Here is a 19,919-nt window from a genome sequence, read left to right on the forward strand (position 1 = left end):
GGAAGGTATCTTTATGTACAAAATAGCAGTAGCAGGAACAGGATACGTCGGCTTAGTGGCCGGAGTTTGTTTTGCTGAAATGGGTCATCTAGTAACTTGTGTGGATATTAATGAAGATAAAGTTGAGTTGATGAAATCTGGAGTATCTCCAATTTATGAAACTGGTGTAGAAGAGTTAATGAAAAAAAACTATGTTGCCGGAAGAATCGAATATACCACTGATATTAGAGCAGCTTACAAAGATGCGGACGCCATCTTCATCGGTGTTGGAACACCTGAGCAACCGGATGGCTCTGCTAATCTATCATATATTGCAAAAGTTGCCAGACAAATTGCTGAATCGGTTGAAAAAGATTGCTTAGTTGTTGTCAAATCAACGGTTCCGGTTGGTACGAATGATAAAGTAGAGCAGTTTATTCAAGATTTTTTAGTTAGAGATGTAAAAGTTGAAGTCGCATCCAATCCAGAATTCTTAGCCCAGGGCTCAGCCGTTCGTGATACTTTACACGCTGAGAGAATTATCATTGGAACAGAAAGCAAATGGGCAGAGGATTTATTAATGAATATATATGAACCATTCAATCTCCCTATTGTTTCTGTTAATAGAAGATCAGCAGAAATGATTAAGTACGCCTCAAATGACTTCCTTGCTTTAAAGATTTCATACATGAATGACATCGCTAACCTTTGTGAATTGGTTGGAGCTGATATTAATGACGTTGCTCGCGGAATGAGTTTTGATGAAAGAATAGGCAGCAAGTTCTTGAATGCAGGTATTGGTTTCGGTGGATCTTGTTTCCCTAAGGATACTAAAGCATTGGAATATATAGCTAGACAAAACGGTTACGAATTGAAAACTGTAAAAGCGGCTATTGATGTTAATAAAGAACAAAAGACGATGTTATATAAAAAGGCGAGTAAAAGGTTGATAACGTTTAACGGATTAAAAGTAGCAGTCCTTGGGTTAACGTTTAAACCAGGTACGGATGATCTCAGAGAAGCAGCGTCCCTTGAAAATGTTCCATTACTGCTTGACCAAGGAGCCGACATTTATGCTTATGACCCTGTTGGGAAAGAAAACTTCTCTAAAGTCCATCCTGAAGGTCAGAATGGCAAAGGTAGAATTACCTATGTAACAAATGTGGAAGAAGCATTAAAAGATGCAAATGTTTGTTTCATCTTCACTGAGTGGGGAGAAATCAAAGAAATCACTCCTGAAGCTTATCATATGTTGATGCGAACTCCTTTAGTTTTTGATGGACGGAATCTTTATAAGGTAGAAGACATGGAAGCAACTAAAGTAGAATACCATTCAATTGGAAGAAGAACAGCCGAAAGAAAAAAGGTGAAGGAGAAATGGGCCAATGAGTTACAAGAAACCACAATCTGATAAAGTATATTTAGTCACCGGCGCAGCTGGTTTCATTGGATTCTACTTATCTAAGCAACTATTAGAGCAAGGCTGTAAGGTCGTGGGAGTGGATAATCTAAATGAGTATTATGATGTAAATTTAAAATATGCTCGTTTAGATCAGTTGAAACCATATGAGAACTTTACATTCCTTAAAAATGATATCTCTGATAAATCAGGGGTTGACGACATTTTTAAAAAGTACAAACCTAAAATAGTAGTGAATCTGGCGGCACAAGCAGGAGTTCGTTATTCAATAGAGAATCCCGATGTATATATGCAGAGTAATGTGATAGGGTTCTATAACATTCTTGAAGCATGCAGACACAATCCTGTAGATCATTTAATCTATGCCTCATCAAGCTCAGTATACGGTGCCAACAAGAAAGTACCTTTCGAGGAAACGGACTTCGTGGATAACCCTGTTTCTCTTTATGCTTCAACTAAGAAGTCAAACGAACTAATGGCACATACCTATAGCCATCTTTATAAAATCCCTGCTACTGGCCTGCGTTTCTTTACGGTTTACGGTCCTATGGGAAGACCTGATATGGCTTACTTCGGATTTACAGATAAGTACTTTGCCGGCGAGCCTATCAAGATCTTTAATAATGGTGATTTTGAAAATGACTTGTATCGTGACTTTACCTATATTGATGACATTGTAACGGGAATAGAGAGACTAATCACAACACCTCCAGTGGAGGAAGGAGTTCCTCATAAGGTTTATAACATCGGAAAAAACAGCCCTGAGAAATTGATGACATTTATTCAAACTTTAGAAAAGGCATTGGGTAATGCATTAGGTAGGGAAGTAAAGTTTGAAAAAGTATTTGAACCTATTAAACCCGGGGATGTACCAGCGACTTATGCTTCTACTGACAGATTGCAAAAAGCTGTTGGGTTTAAGCCTGAGACTTCAATTGAGGAAGGGTTAGGGAAGTTTGCTGAGTGGTATGTGGGTTATTTTAGGAAGAAATAATTAAAAAAGCCGCCAAAGGGTTATCTTTGGCGGCTTTTGTACATGCCAAGGGTTTTACCACCCTCAGTAGCCTTTTTACCCTGAAAGATTTGATTTACCCTTATGATTAACATAAAATATTTTTAAATATCCCATACAACTCATCATGATGATTAAAGGAGTCAAACTAACCAAATACCTTGAACGCGTTTCCCAAATGATGAAGAAAAGAAAAAACCCAATGAGCGATAACATGGAAAAGGTAGTAAAGGAATTCTTGTTCTTTAATCTTAAAGAAAACAGCAATCCGATCAGCAACATGAGATGCTGGACCCGTGCATACCCTTGGACCAAGTGACCAGGCGTTTGAGTAGTCAATTGGGTAAAGTTTTCTGGATGTTCAGGTATCCTCCTCAATTTATTTAAGGAGTAATAGGTTCCATCTGTCCATGTATGGCCAATCTTCTCTATGTTAAATGAAATATTCCCCAATATTCCCTTTTCGGAAATTCGGTTTTTCAGTTCTTGATAGTGGATTTGAGTGACCACTTCTCTTGGATACTTCGTTAATAGATCTTTCGTCCACACGACATCATCCTGAGAATACTTCCCGAACTTATTTTTGTTTTGCCCCATCACAATCCAATGGGTAACCGGCATACTTTTTTGTTCGACAGCTGCCTTATCCAAAATCTCGAATTGATAAATGGAGCTGTTAAATAACGACTTAACAATTAATAGAATGATGAATGGTATGATGAAATATAATTTTTTCCATTTTTTTTGGTTTAAAAAAAGTACGATGCTGAAGGCAATCAAAAAGATCACAACTGATCCTTTTAATAGCATCCCAAATGAAAATAGGATGGATGCTGCAATGACTATTAAAACATGACTCCTGAATTCCCCGTTCTTATTCACTAAAATATGCAAGGGCAGGAGCAGGAAGATGAGTGAAATAGTATCAGTATATACGATAGGTGCAAAAAAGATATAGGGAAAGAAAAGTATGCTGACTAGTAAACTTGCTATTCCAACAGCTGCTCCTGCCACCTTTGCAGCAATTCGATAAATTAAGTACTGGCTTATGGTAATGACAATGACATTAAAGACTTGAAAATTGATAAGATCAGGTGAAGAAATTTTTCCAATCAATGCAAGTATACAAACCAGTAAGATATTATTTGGATAAATGGTGAAATACTCACCTATTTCTCCGCTCTCCACAAAAAGCTTTGCGCTATATATTACGGCTCCGAAGTCCCAGGAAGGGGTGACGGACAACTCCCGTATAGTAATTGTTTGTAAAAGCAAACTCAATCCCAACAAGATGAAAACGGTATAGAATTTAGGGGTTTTTTCCAGAAGCCTAATTAAGTTCTTTCTGAGTAAAAACATCATGGCTGAAAGTGATACTGCAAGAATTAATGTTATTACATTAAAGTATTGGGGTGTTTCCAGACTGATTGTACTATATCCTCTGCTCATAAAGATGTTAAGACCGACTAGAAATAAAATCAGTGCAAAGAATAAGATGTAAATAAATCTATGTAAAAAATGAAAGAATTGCCCTCCCATATTGTTCCTCCTTCTCGTAATGAATCCTAATAAATTTACCTTTAGTATTTATTTGAAACAAGTGGCAGTATATAGTAGATTACCATCTTATGTTAATTTGGTAAATAAATCTTATTAAAAAAGGGATAAATTTTTACTATTTATTTCTGGTTTTACCATACCGCATAAGCTTTTTTTACTACGTATGGTATTGAAATATATTGGAAATTCTGCTACCTTTAACCAAGTACTCTCTTTAATTCCAAATGTAGAATGTAATGGAATGTTGTATTGCTAATTTATAGTTTTTAAAGCGCGATAGTATTTTATATTTATAGGGGAAAATGACTGTTAAATGAATCATCGGAGACTGCTTGAGTTTAATAGTATCATTTGAATGTGCGTCAGAAAGGATAAAACATATATGAAAATGTTCCTCAAGTTCGGAACAGTAGGGTTCTTCAATACGCTTATTACCTTAGGGAGTTACACTCTCTTTATTTATATAGGAATAAATTATTTGGCAGCTAATGTTTTGGGATACTTCTTAGGGGTTTTAAACAGCTATTACTGGAATAAGAAATGGGTTTTTCGGGATCGAACGAAGAAGGCAAGTGTATTCTTTAAATTTATCACAGTTAATATACTAACTCTCACTTTCAACACGTTCACCCTATACATTCTGGTAGATCAGCTTGGTTTTCATCCTGTGATTGCCAATGTTTTTGCGGTTGGTGCTGGTTTAGCCCTGAACTATATCATGAATGTTAAATGGACATTCAACCAACCATCATAAATTTACACGAGAAATATTCTTATTGGAGGAAAAAATGAAAGAGTTAATATCGATTGTCATCCCTATGTATTATGAAGAAGAAGTGGCACAAGAGTGTTATGACAGGCTGAAAAGTGTGATGGAGGATAATAAAATAAGATATGAATTCATTTTCGTGAATGATGGCAGTACGGATAAGACGTTAGATATCTTAACGGAAATCGCTGATCGTGATAGTCAAGCGAAAATAGTGAATTTTGCCCGGAACTTTGGTCATCAAACCGCCGTTACAGCGGGGGTGGATTTTGCTGCTGGGGATGCGATCGTTATAATTGATGCAGATCTTCAGGACCCTCCAGAAATGATTCCCGCTCTCATTTCCAAGTGGAAAGAGGGCTATGAGATTGTTTATGCAAAACGGAAGAAACGCTCCGGAGAAACGAAATTCAAACTTCTCACCGCTAAGTATTTCTATAAATTTCTTAACTATATGTCAGATATAGACATACCGAAGGATACAGGTGATTTTCGGATTATTGACCGAAAAGCAGCGGATGTTTTTAAAAGCATGACCGAGCGTAATCGTTTTGTCAGAGGAATGTTTTCCTGGGTAGGGTTCAATCAAACCTTCATTGAGTATGAAAGAGATGAACGATTTGCGGGAGAGACGAAATACCCGCTGAAGAAAATGATCAAATTTGCTTCAGACGGCATCATTGCTTTTTCAACCAAGCCCCTAAAATTAGTCATGACTTTGGGCTTCTTTTCGGTTTTGGTCTCCTTTTTAGTTCTTATATATGCCATTTCAATCAAACTATTTGGACGTGAAGTGGAAACGGGGTGGGCCTCCATAATGGTGGCCATTACATTCTTTAGTGGAGTTCAATTGCTGGGTATGGGCATAGTCGGTGAATACATCGCGAGAATATACGATGAAAGTAAAAACCGGCCTATTTATATAGTGAAAGATACTGTTAATATTAAGGAAGCATCTCACAGTAGTAGACGAAAAGATGTAATTTGATTTCGTCAGTGATTCGTAATAAATCAAATGAAAAAATTAAAGAATTGAGGCTGGGACGTAGGTGTTTTAGTCAAAGAAAAACCCGAACTAATTTGCATTCTTCGAGGCAAATTAGTTCGGGTTTTTAAATTTTTCAAAAGTACATTTAGATTTAGCTTTTACCAGCGGTTGATTGGAGTGCAAGACGAAGACTCCTGCGGGAAGAGTAGCTTATGTGAGACCCCGCAGCTTGCCGAGGAGGCTCACGGGCTACCCGCGGAAAGCGAAGTCTTGCACGGAAATCAATAGCGGTATTAAGAGACTATACTGAAATTGTTCATACGATGGTTTATTAGTTTTGTCCAGATTTTGATATTATTTATGAAAATGATTTAAAACGTTCTTAACGATTTGCGAGATATCTTTATCGCTTTCAAGAGTCCCGGTAAATGTAAGGGAACCGACTGAATACACTCCGCCTCCGTAAGGGGTATCGTAGTAAATCATATCAGAACCGCCTTGATTGGGATTCTGTCCCTTTGCAAGACGAACGAAATTCTTCGGTGTGTGAGGGGTGATCTTATCAGTCTCACCGCCTGCAGCACCACGTCCGTTTACTCCTGTTTCTCCGATTAACTCTCCAGTTTTCAACCCTGTATTTTTGAAAATCCAATGATCAGGTCTTTCCACCTTATAAGGAGTGTATGTCCCGTAACCTAGATAATTATAGGCTACTCCCAGGTGTTTTGACTCAGGTCTAGATAAGTCCCTCCACAGGCCGCCTTTTTCGTTTGTTAAGGTATGGTAGCCTTTATCTTTGCGTACTTCCATCTGATCCCCTTTTACAGCCACTTTCCAATAGATGCTGTTAGCTGAAAGATTAAGGACGTTTCCGCCTTTATTCAAAAAGGATTCAAACCCATTGTACATTTCCGTGGTCCAATATTCACTATGTGAGTTTAATGCTAACGTTTCATATTGCTGCAGAATCCCCGGTTGATGATGTAAATCATATTCAGATATTACATCATAGGAATATCCGTTTTTCTCCAGCCAGGATAGTAAGAACTTCTCTGCGAAAGGCAGATGAATACTGTCTTCGTAAGGGTTAATTCGTGGGTTTGGTCTCTGGAAGTTTAAGATTTGAGCATATTTGCGATTTGTACCATCGTTTATCTTGTAACCATAGAAAGAACCGCCGCCCCATAGATTATAAGATTCCCAGGTAAAGTTATTTGCGAGTACAGCAATTTTTGGTTTCGTGCTGCTTGAATTCTTTATTGTAAACATTATGTAGAATTCTTCGCCGCTCTGGTCATAAACCCTGGCACCGTAAAGGCCGCTCTTCCAATCAGAAGGAACTTGAAAAGAATAGCTGGTTGCCCATCTGGCTCCGTATTTATATGAATATTTTCGATAGTTTTGCTTTGTTCCTTTGAGTTCAACCTTCTCGAAAACGACGGAGTCTTCTTTTCCGAATCTCCTCACTTCTAAAGAGAAAGTGGGTTGAAGTGTATGAACCTTAAAATCAATTGTCTGACCGGGGCTATAGCTTGGTTTATCTGTATAACCTTCAATCGTATGGTTATTCTCAATGATCAATGCATCCGAATAATCATTTAATATTTCCTCTTGAACAGACCCAGGGCCACCTAAAAGAATATAATTTTTAATATTCTTTTCCTCAATGATTTTCTTCGTATCAACAGGCATGCTATCTGCCCTTGTAAGAAGAATGGGATTATTTTCTTTCGCTGCTAAGACGGATCCAGTGAGGGCATCAGCAAATGACAGACCCGTTGCGACAAAGGCTTCATCAGTTGGAAGATTCTTCTGTCTAATCAGATTTGCTGCTACAGCGTAACGGTCTGACCCTCCAATTCGTTCTGGATTGGGCAGCTTCCCGGCCACTTCTTTTCCAACGCTTCCTTCTCCTCCCATGATGATCGTAGAGGTGAATTTTTTGTTTTTCAGAAACTGTGAAACAGATGCTGGAATATCGCTTTTTCGAGTAAGCAGAATAGGGTAACTATTTCTAGCGGCATAAGGTGCTACCGACAGGGCATCTGCAAACGTCATCCCCGTGGCGATAACGGCTGTATCTTTTATATGAAGGTTATTTGCGACATTGGCAGATACATCATACCTGTCTTTCCCGCCAATTCTATGAATATCTCTAATTCCTATCTTATTTAAGTCCTCGACAACCTTCTGGGAGACACTTGCGGGTCCTCCAACAAGTACAACCTTTGAAGATTTTAAGCGGATGAGTTCATCCTTTGTAGTACTGGTTAAAGAATTGGCATGTGTAAGCAAGATTGGTGCATCGTCTTGGTAAGCTAATGGAGTAGCCGATAAAGCATCGGCGAAAGCAAGGTAGTTTACTAAATAGACAGTTTGAGATTCTGCCCATCCTTTCTGTGAAACGTTCACAGCAACTTCAAACCGGTCTTTGCCGCCAAGTCTTTCCACCTCATTCTTCTGTGCACTCGCTTCTGATCCCAAAGTCAGTAAAAACAGCAGTAGAAACAAAATCTTTACCTTTTTCAACTTCATCCCCCTAATAAATGTAAAAATAGCAATCTAGTATCTAATAATACCATAATAATTCCATATAAAGTAATAAAAATGAGATGTTTTACTTAGTTTATTTATAGTGTGGAAGGGGTATATGGATGGAGTTTTTGGGGGTGTCAAGGCCCACTACCTATTATGCATAAAATCCTTTATTAATTTAATTGGCACGGAGGGGAGTTTATTCTCCTTTTGTTAAATTTACACTAGAGGTGGTTTTGTGTTTAAAAAATACATGCGTTTCAATGTGAAAATTCTTCCGATGTATATTGTACTGTCATTCCTATTACTTGTAGCGATTTTTCTCGGAGAAGACGGAGGAGAATATATCAACGAGGTTTCGACAGCAATATTTCAATTGGTGATACTTGCTCTAATTCCAAATATTATTTAGATGAGTATGAATAGAAAAGAACCGGGGAATTTTTTGGGTTTTTTAGGGGTGATTCCTTACCGGTTCCGTTTGTGTTGATTGCTGTTATTATGAGGGTGGTATATGTTTAGTGGGGGAGGACAATGTATCTGTCTTTTTCAGTTAGTTGCTTTTCTCATTAAAGTAAAAAAAGAAATAACCATGTTTGGTATATTACGGATGTTAGAGAACCGTGAGAGAGTAACCAAGGGAGATTCATTAATGAGCTGGGGGAATTCTTAGTTTGCGTAATGGACTCTTAAGAATATTTAATTCTTAATAAAGAATAAACGAGCTGATAATGAATTCATAATCAGCTCGTGCTTCTTAAACTGCTTTGGAAACAGGGGAGATGATGCCTCTTGATTCAAGTTCTGATTGTGTTTGCTCATCAGCTGGGCGGTATCCTTTTTCAAGTAGATCTTTAATGAAAATCTTATTATAAACAAAAGAAAATATAATACCGGGAATCCAAGCTCCAAACCCAAGAGTGAATGCTCCAACTGCAAAAGCCGTGATAAACATGATTGCAGCCCACTTTAAATCACCTCTTATAAGTGCTGGGAAAAACCCAAAAAAGAATGTTGTCCAGCTGAAGCCCACTTTCACCTCTTTAGTTACACCTGCATCGTTACGTAATCTTGCTTTCATTTCTTACACTCCTTTAGTCATGGTCCTTTTAGATTATACTATAAATTTTGGATGTGTTTTCCAATAAATATAAAAAAGAATATAAATTTATTAATATTTTGGTGGGAAACAAGGGAACGGTTCGAGATCAGAAAGAGTATGCTTTTTAAAAATATATTCACTTAAATTTGGTTATTTTTGTAGGTCGGAGTGTGAGTGACTGTTTTTATTGGGGAAGTAAGGGGAGGTTCTCTTAAAAAAGCAATGAATTATTTTCTTAGTGCTTGATTAATAACAGCCAAAATATACCAGAAAATGAAAAGTTGTATGCCACTTTGCGTTCAGGGTAAACCCAGACGGTTCCGACTCTACATTCCAAAGCGTCTAAATAAAGTAGGTGAATTGGTATAATGGAGGCGGACAGCGGATCCGCAGGGACGCAGATGGGACCATCACAATTATGTGTGCGAGCAGGGAGAAATCGTCGTACTCAAGCGTCGACAAGAAAATTCGCAGAGACCCCCTACCCAAATAAAAAGAGGCCGGTTCGCCCGACCTCTTTTTGCTTACTTCAATTTAATTTGGACAGGTTTACTTTCCTGCGTATGAATAGTTTTGGGGTTGTTCTTTTGCAAAGCAGTTCTCTTTACCGAGCTTGTAACATTGTGTATTAATTCCCCTACATCATGAGCGGACTCAACCAAAGGGTCAACGGCTTTCATTTTTCCTTTTACATCTACAGAAATTTGGTTGGCTGTATGAATCAGTTCTTCTGCTTCTTCTGTAATGCCATTCACAGCTGTCCGGGTGTCAGACAGCGTCTTATTCGTTTCAGTAAGTGTTGCCATTACTTTTCTTAATGTCAAAATCAAATAGATGACGAGAATGGTAAACGCGGCGGCTGCAATAACAGCACTCCACTCAAGCATTGAGACCAGCTCCCTTCTTTTCTATAAGTCTATGAGAGTGGGAGCTCAGACATTCCTGTGAAGGAGAGGTGAAAGCAAGGGGGGGCAGGCGGCGAGGATATTGGGGGTGTCGTTAATTTGGTGTTTAAGGCTTGAAGGTCATGAGATTAAGGGGAGGAAGTTTTCTTTTATGGGAAGAAGCAGTAGAACCGTCCCCTTGCTAAGAGTTGCTTTATAATATTTTATCCCTGTTAGTAGAACAAGCCACTTTGTAAACTACTCTTAATAGATAGGGCTTTTAAGCTTACCTCTTTTTACTTGCTTGTCATTTGTTACTCATTTAGCGTTTGACAGGGTGATTAGGTTTGTTAATATCAATTACACCATTGTCTACTGGATCAGTTTGATTCCCACTGACCACAAGGTGATATTCCCAATCCCCCCATACCGGAGTTCCTTCTCCCGTGTAACGGGGGTCAGTTTCATGAACAATAAAGTAGAAATACTTTTCACCCGTTTCCATGTTCGTGATGTTATTGATCATCCATCCACTGTCTAGATACGGGTCTCCTCCAAAGTCACCACGATATTGAACTTTATAATGATAAACGCCATCTTCTTGAGTATACTTGCCTGTTACATCCCCCACTGGAATACTGCCATCATCTGTCTGGTGCCCTGGAACGATGGTACTCTTTGCCGATACCCCCGATCCAATTACATTCATTGCAAAAACTATACCCAATGTAGCCGTTAATAATTTCTTCATGTTTAAAGTTCCTCCTTTAATTATCAATTAAATCAAAATCACTAGTAGTACTAATTATGTATGGTTCATGATGCTTAAAAGAGTAGTTTACAAAGGGATGTATCAATACTACCACAACTAGAAAGAATATTTTGTCAATTTTTGTTGGAGTCTTACTATTAAAGGCCCATGTTAATATTTCTAGATAAAATTATTTAGAGGAAGGAAAAAGACGGTTCTTTGAGGACCACGGGGACGGTTGGACGGTTCTCTTGCTTCTTTTTCATGATGACTAAGACCACAAATCTTTTCAAAAGCATGACCGAGCGTAATCGTTTTGTCAGAGGGATGTTTTCCTGGGTAGGGTTAATTTATATAGTGAAAGATACCGTTAATATTATAGAAGCATCTCACAATAGCAGAAGAAAAGATGTAGTCTGATTTCTTGAGGGATTCGTCATATTCAAATGAAAAGGTTGAAGGAAAGTGCAGGGATTTTAAACCCTGCACTTATTTGATATTACTAATGGTATTCAGCAATTGTCAATTCATCAGGAACTTAGCGACCGCTTCAGATCAAGATTATCCGGCTCGCACGGACCCTCTCTGACTTACAAGGGAAAATCGATGAGGCACTTACCGAAGCACTAAGTGTCACGATCTTTTCCTGTATCGCTGACAGGGGTAAGTGTCAGGTGAGTTTAAAATACAGGAAGAAAAAACTCCTCGCTACCATTCAAAAATTTTAAAAGAAATCGAGTTTGCAGAAATATTCTTTTAGGAATATATCCCTTTTTAGTAAGTATTTTGAACTATAATAAACCATAGTCCTAAAAGGGGTGGGATGAGTATAGTGTAGTGCTAAGGATAGAGAAAATGTAATTGCCAGAAAGGGGAAACGAGAAAAGTGAATAGAAAAAAATGGAGTTTTATCATTATTTTTAGTTTGGTCTTTCAATTATTCCAGCCGTTTATGATGAATGGCCATGCGGTGGCGAAAGCTCAGAAAAATCAGCAGCATGAATTGCCAATTAAAAGTGTAACACCGGAAAACGGTAACCTGGAGGTGGATCCTGCCGCTCCACTAGAGATTAAGCTGGATTCCTCACATAAGAATTTCAAAAGATACAGGCAGCAGTTTGAAGAATTGAAATATTCTCTTACAGTTAATGATAGAGAAGTAGAAAGTCTCTATGACAAGAGTGTGAACAAGCTTGTTGTGCTGGGTGTTACATTGGATCCCAATACAGATTACTCTGTTGATCTAAAGGTAAAGGCAGACAAGAATAACAACAAGAATAAGTCTGAGAATGGATCCTATTCTTATGAATTTACGACGAAGGAAAGTTATACTTTCTCCAAGCGCTTGGCGGACAAGGATGGAAATGTATATGAATTTACCGGGAACGAGCTCGTGAAAGAGATCACCCTTGAGAATGATACAACTCTCCCGCTGAGTGACATCATCAACGAACAGGAAAAGGTATCAATCGTGTCTTCACCTGTTTCCATTAAGCTTCCAGAAGAGAAGTTGACCCCGGATGCTTATATTAACGTGAAAGTGAACTATAAGGAAACTCCTTACGGGGTGGGGGATTATTATGTGGAAGATGGCCAAAAGATATTAGAGTGGCTCCCTTTCAGTGTTTCAGAAGAACAGGAGACAGCAAGCTTCAGGTTGAAGGAGTCTGTGACCCTGATTCCTTTTACGAGGGCCGAGACGAAAGTGTCATCTGGTTTCCTCAGTGATTTAGTAGAAGATGCAGCAGAAATAGTAAACTTATTCAAAGCGAATAAGGTGCTTGCTGACGATTTTAATATTCGAAAAATGTTTAATATCAAGAGGAATGATTCGGACGGGAATTTTGAAGCAGAACTTACTTATCTGCAGAATATCGATGACAGTCCGTTTGAAATCGGAAACCCGGAATACTACTACAAAATTTATAAACAAACAGGCGTGGACAGTGATCCTTCCGAATTGGTGGGCGTGACTGAAATGGAAGATGATGATTTGACCATTAAGAAAAAATTGAACAACGGCGTCTACCAGGTAAAGTTATTTGAGGATGATTCGTTTTCTTCCGAAGAAGACTTTGCGGATGATTTATTCTGGATCCAGGATATTTATATCGAACGTTCTCCACGTTTGATGAGTCAAAGCGAGATAAGTGAAATGGCCAGGAAGTATGCACCGATCACTGTGTTCCAGGAAGATGAGCAATTCTTCCCTATATCATTTGAAGAGTTATTATCAGCGGATATACCGACAACGAAAGTAGGGGATATATCAAACTGGTTTGATGGTGTTCATAAAGGAAAGGATATCCCTTTTCATCACTTAGGGGAATACCTCTCGTATAACGGCCATGTTGACTACGTCATCAATGGGAAAAACGCTTTGGGGCTCCAGGAGGTGACTGGGAGCAGGGAGAATTCCACCATCTATTACTCTTACATTGAGCAGGAAGGCAGGAAGTTTCTCAACTATCATATGATTTACGCCTTTGATCCGAAGACGGGAACGGCTGCCGATCCTGGTTCGGGTGCCCATAACTATGACAGGGAAAGTATTACGATTGAACTGGGTACTGACAATGAAGCCATAAGCATCAGCACATCTGGTCACTTGCCGGGCCAGACGATGGGCTTGAACGGTGATGATTATTCATGGACTTCATCAAGGCTCGTTATGCCTTTTGAGGACGACAGCAATCTATTCCCGAATCATGATAACCATCCGATCATTGCGATTGCCAGAGGGGCTCATGCGGTTTATCCTGTTCAGGGCACGTATGATCTGAGTGTGCCGATCTTTATGGGAATCAGCAAAAAAGGACAGGAATTGGCAGGGTTGACTTCAGACTTGACAGCAGATGATTTTGCCCAGAGACCGATTGATCATCCTGACGGAAGAAATATACTTTTACCCGATACAAGTGATTTGAGCACTTCGGATTTCAATCAGTATACACTAAAAAAACTGGATTTCAATCAAACGAGTGACAGCCGATATTCTTATCTAAACTTCAGTGGGGATTGGGTCGATGTTCTTGCCAGTGAAGTAAGCAGTTACTCAAATGAACCTTTCCCACCTTTCACGGAAAAGGAGAAGTTCGTGACGGACTGGATTGACGAGGGAGACAGCGGATTCAATTTTAATAGTATCCCTCAATTGAATGTAAATCTCCGCGAAGATGTTGAAACCTATCTATCAACCTACTTAACCGATGCTGACGCCACCCTTTCAGGTCATGTTAAGGATGCGATTACGAACCAGCCGATCGAAAATGCAGCCATCAGCTCGCTGAATGCGGCCCACCAATTTGATAAATCGCTTGGTTTATCAGATGAAGAAGGGAATTACAGGGTTCAGGTCGAATCAGGTGAGAATAGAAATATTTTAATCAGTAAGAACGGGTATATGCCTGTTGAATATCAAGGCATCACATTGGAAGAGAATGAAGAGAAATTCCTAGAAACGATTCTGCAGATTCCAAGTGAATATGAAGGAAGAACGGATGGAATCATTAAAGGGCATGCCTATAGAGCCGATAATGGAGGCACAATCCCCGGTGCGGTCATTAAAGTAAGGGAATCTTTCAATTCAAGGTCGGGCGAAGTACTATATGAAACCGAGACCGGCGGCGACGGTTCCTTCTTATTCGAGCATGTCGAAACGGGTTACTACACACTCGAAATAAGTAAAGATGGCTACATCACCACCTTCATCAATGTCACTGCCATAGGCGGAATGGAAGTAGTCAAACAGCTTCTGATGTCACCGGCACTTGATGAAGATGAAGTAAGGATTGTACTGGAATGGGGTGCGGAGCCGAGTGACCTGGACTCTCATTTGACTGGACCTGCATCCGGCGGCGGAGAATTCCATGTATTCTATGGTGATAAAACCTATTATGAAGATGGAATTGTACACGCCGAATTGGATATTGATGATGTCACATCCTATGGACCTGAGACGGTCACCATACGCAATCTGAAAAATGGTGTCTATCACTATTATATCCATGATTACAGCAACCGGTCGAATCCAGCAAGTTCAGCCATGTCTAATTCATCTGCAAAAGTGAAAGTCTACACTGAAAATGGTTATAGGGAATTCGATATTCCTGTAAACCAGGCGGGGATCCAATGGAATGTCTTTACTATTGAAGATGGTGCCATTAATCCTGTAAATACAATTGAATAACTAATCACAAAGGTGGAACGAGTGGAAGGGGGGGAATTCCCTTCCACTATTGAAAAAGGGGCTGAAATCATTGTTTCTAAGAAAAGAGATAAAGGCAGAGAAGAGCCCGATTATAAAATCAGTCTTTCAAACAACCAGCCTGTTTTTATGGATCATTTTACTTTTTATTCTATTCTTGATAGGGAACCTGCTCCTGGAAGTAAGTACATATGGAATGGAGATTGGAATGAGAAGTACGTTCATTACGCTGGAAATGCTGTCTAAACCTTTCCTATCTCAGCTTATATGGTCGTCAGATCCGGAAAGCAGCGTCCTTCATCTAGTAATGAACACGATTGTTTTTTATGCAGTATTCACCTTCGGGTTCTGGGTGAAGCAGTATTACAAAGTGACGGGCGTGGTCCTTTTGCTGTTCTTTTTCAGCGCTGCAGGCATTTGGTATTATGTTTATATTTTAAGTAATGCAGTGTTGTAGGTTGAATGGGGGCGTTCTCTTGCTTCTTTTATTATCAATACGGAAAACGCTCGTTCCATAAGAAAGAGACCAAATCGAGTTGATTTGGTCTCTTATTCATCATTAATACACAAATTTCTTTTCGAAAAAATAAACGAAATGCATATATACATATACAGGAATCAAGACAAATGCCAAATTCTCTACCGTTAGTCCCTCTAATAATAGATACGCTACCAGTAGTGCAGGGATTAAATACAAAGCCACGGTCACCAGGTAATCCCGAGTCTGGTTCTTGATCAAGCGCTTCTTAATAAAGTTAATGATTAGCGTGACAGGTATTCCCACTACTAAGTAAATAATGATTTCATAAAAGGTGATCGTCATAATGGATCCCACTATCATAGCAAGACTGTACTCTTCACCCTTCAAGAAAACATCTGATAACACAAGCAGGATAGCGGATAATGGAGCTGCAGCAGCTATTGATAATCCTAAAACAATGAACTTCTTCAAAACAAATTCCCCTTACATACCAAAATTTCCATTAAGTTCTTATAAAGATACAATAATACATATTTTGTATTATTGCACGGGCATAAAGCCTATCGGGAAAATTTACTAATTAAATATGACTGTAAAGCTAGGAACAAGCCTCCCACAGCCCAATATAAAGGAAGGGAAGCTGGTGCATGAAAAGAGAAAAAAATAATCATGATCGGTGATAGAAGACCAACCAGTTTCATTTGTTTTTGCTGTTCAACAGTCATTTGTTTCTGACTTACTTTAAATTGCAAGAAGTAAACTAAGCCTGCAATAAGGGTAACCCATATATCAGGTTGGCCCAAGTTGAACCACAAAAAAGTATGACTTGATATTTCTTGGGATTCACGTATTGCATAATACAATCCCATCAAAATAGGAAATTGAAGCAATAGAGGGAGGCACCCAAGGTTTAAAGGATTTACACCTCGTTGTTTATACAGTGCATATATATTCTGCTGCAGCTTTTGTTTCTCTTTTATATCAGTGGTCTCTTTTATTTTCTTTTGAATCTCTATAAGCTCAGGTTTAAGCTCATTCATTCTGATACCCATTTGTTTTTGGCTTTTCATCTGCTGAAGCATGAAAGGCAATAATACTAAACGAATTAGAATGGTTATAAACACCATTGCCAACCCGTAATTTCCCCCCAGCACATGAGCTGCTCCTTCAATAGCTGTAGAGAATGGACTGATAAAAAACTTGTTCAGCTGTCCGCCACCGCCTGTATCAGTTTGCTGGCACCCCGTTAAGATCAAAAACGTGAAAAATAACAAACTCCAAAACAATCTAACCTTCACTTTCAAAATCTATTCCTCCTTAAATGTTTAGTATAGGTTTAAGGAAAAATAGACTCTTCTTCATCAGGGTAGTTATGACGTTTGACAGCTTTGAATAACCAGCTAACGACAGGTACAGCCTTGCGATCTTTATATAATTGTAAGGTCAATTTAACATCTGCGAATTCAACATCACATCGTGAATCGGTAAAAGGGAAAGAAGATTTCGCCAGCCAACCCAGGAGGCATGTCAGTATAAAACTTAACAGTATAACTCCATATATTGAATAAACAGTTAACAAACTCGTATAATCGTTTACTAATTCAATCATAACAAACACCTCAGTTGGAAGACTCATATACATATACGGATTTAGGAAGAAAAGGTTTCATGAAGTATTATGGTTCATAACTTATCCCTCAGTCCCCTTGTAAGTCATTCGGTTCAGCCTTCTTCCTGTTTTGCTGTTCAAGGACATGTAATGGATCAAACCTGTAACTGCCATTTTCGTTTTATATAGAATAGAACTGCCAGTACCCTGTTTCGTCCATGACAGCAAATGAAAAGTCTCCAAATATAACTAGAGTTATAAAAAAACATGAAACAGCAAATTACAACAAGAATTAGTGCGGAATTCCGCAAGATACTCTTAATAAATACAAAATAATCCAATTTGTACAATAATTAGAAAGGTGGTACATTTTATAAGACTTTTATCAGGTGCATAAAGAACCATTTTTATCTTTTGAGAAGGACTTTAGTTAGTACTATCTGGTAAATAGTTGTTTATTAAAGATAAACATCTTGGAGGATGAACGATGACACAGTGGCTAAAAGAAGGGAAGAATTCCACGTACATTTTATTTCTGATCACATTTTTTACGACGTTGTTCAGTATGGGCGTCTCATTATTAAATGAAATGGGGAGAAAAGAAATCAATGCTTTGACTGGGCTTGTGGAGAAAGATGGTCCTCCTGCCATTGCTTTGATTGGGGTAGTGGTCGTATTCTTTCTGCTTGGTATCTTGATCCAAATCTTTTTCAGCAGCTTGGTACTCCACTTGATTGCCAAGTTTTTATTTAGGATACCGATTACGTTCCAGGTCTTTTACCGCATCTTTCTAATTTTCATTTCGTTCTTATCTTTAAGTCTGCTGTGGCAAATCTTCTTATACAATAATAACTTTGACACATTTTTGGTTGCTACTAATCCTCTTATTTTAATAGGTATGGTTATTTTATTTATTTTAATAAGAGCGGTAGTCAATATAAATCAGGTTAAACCTCTTCTTTTCACATTGTTCTGCTATGGTAATTATGTATTTTTTACAACACTATCACTAGGGGGAATTTAAAATGAATCATGTATTAAAAATGAACACAATCAATAAGAAAGATTTATTGGGTACTCTTATGCTTTTAGGGACAATGCTTGCAATTGCGGCATCTGCTCAAATGGGTGTGGAATATGACATCCATAAGATCGTTCCTGGAATTTCCACTGCAGCTGCACTGGTAGGTTTGCAAAGAGCTTATAAAGCTTATAAAGCAGGGAAAGGTTTAAGAAAAGCATTAGCGGTTGTATTTGGTTGGAATGTAGTAGGTTTACTTGTTAGCTGGCTTGGCGACTGGGCTATTGGATATCTATTGAAGAACCACATTACTACATTAGCTAATTACTAAGTTAACCAAATATAGCAGATAAATAATAATGTGAAGAGAAGGGTTTAATATATACAGTATTCCCCCCATGAAAGAAGAATGATAGATTCTGAGTTCATTCATAATCTATAAGCACAACACGTATACTTCGATTTTTTATAATACCGGGTATGAGGCCCAAGTGGCTGAAGAGTTTTTTTGGCAAGTTGAGAAGATGAAATTTTAATGTACTCTCCTATGGCAGTGAGGCGCAGGCGAGGACAGAAAAATAAAACCCTTTTTCTTAACAGAGGGTGAACGTTAGCTGATAAATAGTTCTAGTATCACTTAGAAAACGTCTTGGAGGATGAACGATGACACTTTGGCTTAAAGAAGGGAAAAATTCCACGTACATTTTATTTCTGATCACATTTCTAACCACGTTGTTCAGTATGGGCGTCTCATTATTAAATGAAATGGGGAGAAAAGAAATCAATGCCTTGACTGGGCTCGTAGAAAAAGACGGCGCTCCTGCGATTGCATTGATTGGGGTTGTGGTTGTATTCTTTCTGCTTGGTATCCTGATCCAAATCTTCTTCAGCAGCTTGGTCTTGCACTTGATTGCTAAGTTTTTATTTAGAATACCTGTTACTTTCCAGGTATTTTATCGTATCTTCTTGATTTTCATTTCATTCTTGTCACTAAGTTTGCTGTGGCAAATCTTCTTATACAATAACAACTTTGACACATTTTTGGTTGCTACTAATCCTCTTATTTTAATAGGTATGGTCATACTATTTATTTTATTAAGAGCGGTAGTCAATATAAATCAGGTTAAACCTCTTCTTTTCACATTGTTCTGCTATGGTAATTATGTGTTTTTCACGACGTTATCACTAGGGGGAATTTAAAAAATGAATCACGTATTGAAGCTTGAAACGATTAATAAGAAAGATTTACTGGGTACTTTGATCCTCTTGGGCGCCATGGTTGCAATTGCAGCATCAGCTCAAATGGGTATCGAATTTGACATCCATAAAATTGTCCCGGGAATCTCGTATGCTGCAGCAGCGGTTGGGCTGCATAGAGCATATAAGGCTTATAAGGCAGGAAAAGGTGTAAGAAAAGCGATAGCACTTGTATTTGGTTGGAGTGTAGTAGGATTTCTTGTAAGCTGGCTTGGCGACTGGGCTGTTGGATATCTACTAAGAAACCATATTGATGTATTAGCTAGTTACTAATTAATAATATGGCTGGCAGATAAAATAATGGTGTGAAAAGAAGGGTTTAATATATAGTATTCCCCATTCGA

General features: G+C 38.5%; 18 protein-coding genes. 10 read left to right on the forward strand and 8 right to left on the reverse strand.

The annotated features are described in order from the left end of the window. Positions 1 to 13 precede the first annotated feature (13 nt). Positions 14 to 1,390 carry a UDP-glucose/GDP-mannose dehydrogenase family protein gene (locus tag HWX64_RS13720; RefSeq protein WP_175990112.1) on the forward strand — a complete coding sequence of 459 codons (1,377 nt, stop codon included), beginning with the start codon at positions 14 to 16 and terminating at the stop codon, positions 1,388 to 1,390. Then, positions 1,365 to 2,393 (forward strand): SDR family NAD(P)-dependent oxidoreductase, encoded by a 1,029-nt coding sequence (locus HWX64_RS13725; RefSeq protein ID WP_175990113.1) that lies wholly within the window; start codon positions 1,365 to 1,367, stop codon positions 2,391 to 2,393. The genes HWX64_RS13720 and HWX64_RS13725 overlap by 26 nt, the downstream gene beginning before the upstream one ends. A 75-nt stretch (positions 2,394 to 2,468) precedes the next feature. On the opposite strand, the gene HWX64_RS13730 is transcribed toward HWX64_RS13725, so the two are convergent. Continuing rightward, on the reverse strand, positions 2,469 to 3,950 hold the full coding sequence (locus HWX64_RS13730) for a glycosyltransferase family 39 protein (protein WP_175990114.1): 1,482 nt from the start codon (positions 3,948 to 3,950) through the stop codon (positions 2,469 to 2,471). Between the two features lie 403 nt (positions 3,951 to 4,353). Here HWX64_RS13730 and HWX64_RS13735 point away from each other — a divergent pair, with 403 nt between their 5' ends. Continuing rightward, positions 4,354 to 4,725, forward strand: coding sequence for a GtrA family protein (locus HWX64_RS13735; RefSeq protein WP_175990115.1), 372 nt, complete (start codon positions 4,354 to 4,356; stop codon positions 4,723 to 4,725). Positions 4,726 to 4,759: 34 nt separating this feature from the next. After that, positions 4,760 to 5,728: a glycosyltransferase family 2 protein gene (locus HWX64_RS13740; protein WP_175990116.1), complete on the forward strand. Its 969-nt coding sequence runs from the start codon at positions 4,760 to 4,762 to the stop codon at positions 5,726 to 5,728. A 354-nt stretch (positions 5,729 to 6,082) separates the two neighbouring features. Here the strand turns inward: HWX64_RS13740 and HWX64_RS13745 are convergent, their stop codons facing one another. The 4 genes from HWX64_RS13745 to HWX64_RS13760 form a co-directional block, all read right to left on the reverse strand. Next, entirely contained in the window at positions 6,083 to 8,257 is a 2,175-nt protein-coding gene (locus HWX64_RS13745) for a N,N-dimethylformamidase beta subunit family domain-containing protein (protein WP_175990117.1), read from the reverse strand. Positions 8,258 to 9,020: 763 nt separating this feature from the next. Beyond that, entirely contained in the window at positions 9,021 to 9,344 is a 324-nt protein-coding gene (locus HWX64_RS13750; protein WP_175990118.1) for a DUF2628 domain-containing protein, read from the reverse strand. A 545-nt stretch (positions 9,345 to 9,889) separates the two neighbouring features. Further along, complete coding sequence (locus tag HWX64_RS13755) at positions 9,890 to 10,252, reverse strand: DUF948 domain-containing protein (protein ID WP_175990119.1); 363 nt, start codon at positions 10,250 to 10,252, stop codon at positions 9,890 to 9,892. Positions 10,253 to 10,571: 319 nt separating this feature from the next. After that, complete coding sequence (locus tag HWX64_RS13760) at positions 10,572 to 11,000, reverse strand: hypothetical protein (protein WP_175990120.1); 429 nt, start codon at positions 10,998 to 11,000, stop codon at positions 10,572 to 10,574. Positions 11,001 to 11,886: 886 nt separating this feature from the next. Here HWX64_RS13760 and HWX64_RS13765 point away from each other — a divergent pair. Both HWX64_RS13765 and HWX64_RS13770 read left to right on the forward strand, forming a co-directional pair. After that, positions 11,887 to 15,189 (forward strand): carboxypeptidase regulatory-like domain-containing protein, encoded by a 3,303-nt coding sequence (locus HWX64_RS13765; RefSeq protein ID WP_175990121.1) that lies wholly within the window; start codon positions 11,887 to 11,889, stop codon positions 15,187 to 15,189. A gap of 70 nt (positions 15,190 to 15,259) precedes the next feature. Next, positions 15,260 to 15,664 carry a hypothetical protein gene (locus HWX64_RS13770; protein ID WP_175990122.1) on the forward strand — a complete coding sequence of 135 codons (405 nt, stop codon included), beginning with the start codon at positions 15,260 to 15,262 and terminating at the stop codon, positions 15,662 to 15,664. 102 nt (positions 15,665 to 15,766) lie between these two features. Here the strand turns inward: HWX64_RS13770 and HWX64_RS13775 are convergent, their stop codons facing one another. From HWX64_RS13775 to HWX64_RS13785, 3 genes are all read right to left on the reverse strand, one after another. Then, the gene (locus HWX64_RS13775) at positions 15,767 to 16,159 is read right to left on the reverse strand and encodes a hypothetical protein (RefSeq protein ID WP_175990123.1); all 393 of its coding nucleotides are present in this window, start codon (positions 16,157 to 16,159) and stop codon (positions 15,767 to 15,769) included. Positions 16,160 to 16,248: 89 nt separating this feature from the next. Next, on the reverse strand, positions 16,249 to 16,986 hold the full coding sequence (gene yidC, locus HWX64_RS13780; RefSeq protein WP_368495596.1) for a membrane protein insertase YidC: 738 nt from the start codon (positions 16,984 to 16,986) through the stop codon (positions 16,249 to 16,251). A 38-nt stretch (positions 16,987 to 17,024) separates the two neighbouring features. Continuing rightward, positions 17,025 to 17,297 carry a hypothetical protein gene (locus HWX64_RS13785; protein WP_175990124.1) on the reverse strand — a complete coding sequence of 91 codons (273 nt, stop codon included), beginning with the start codon at positions 17,295 to 17,297 and terminating at the stop codon, positions 17,025 to 17,027. Positions 17,298 to 17,784: 487 nt separating this feature from the next. Here HWX64_RS13785 and HWX64_RS13790 point away from each other — a divergent pair, with 487 nt between their 5' ends. From HWX64_RS13790 to HWX64_RS13805, 4 genes are all read left to right on the forward strand, one after another. Continuing rightward, entirely contained in the window at positions 17,785 to 18,321 is a 537-nt protein-coding gene (locus tag HWX64_RS13790) for a hypothetical protein (protein WP_175990125.1), read from the forward strand. Between the two features lies 1 nt (position 18,322). After that, on the forward strand, positions 18,323 to 18,649 hold the full coding sequence (locus tag HWX64_RS13795) for a hypothetical protein (RefSeq protein WP_175990126.1): 327 nt from the start codon (positions 18,323 to 18,325) through the stop codon (positions 18,647 to 18,649). Positions 18,650 to 18,981: 332 nt separating this feature from the next. After that, positions 18,982 to 19,518, forward strand: a complete 537-nt coding sequence (locus tag HWX64_RS13800) for a hypothetical protein (RefSeq protein WP_175990127.1) — start codon at positions 18,982 to 18,984, stop codon at positions 19,516 to 19,518. Between the two features lie 3 nt (positions 19,519 to 19,521). Beyond that, a complete protein-coding gene (locus HWX64_RS13805) occupies positions 19,522 to 19,848 on the forward strand; it encodes a hypothetical protein (RefSeq protein ID WP_175990128.1) in 327 nt (108 codons plus the stop codon). Positions 19,849 to 19,919 lie beyond the last annotated feature (71 nt).

Origin of the sequence: Bacillus sp. Marseille-Q1617 (assembly GCF_903645295.1) — a bacterium.
Taxonomy (GTDB): Bacteria; Bacillota; Bacilli; order Bacillales; family Bacillaceae_B; genus Rossellomorea.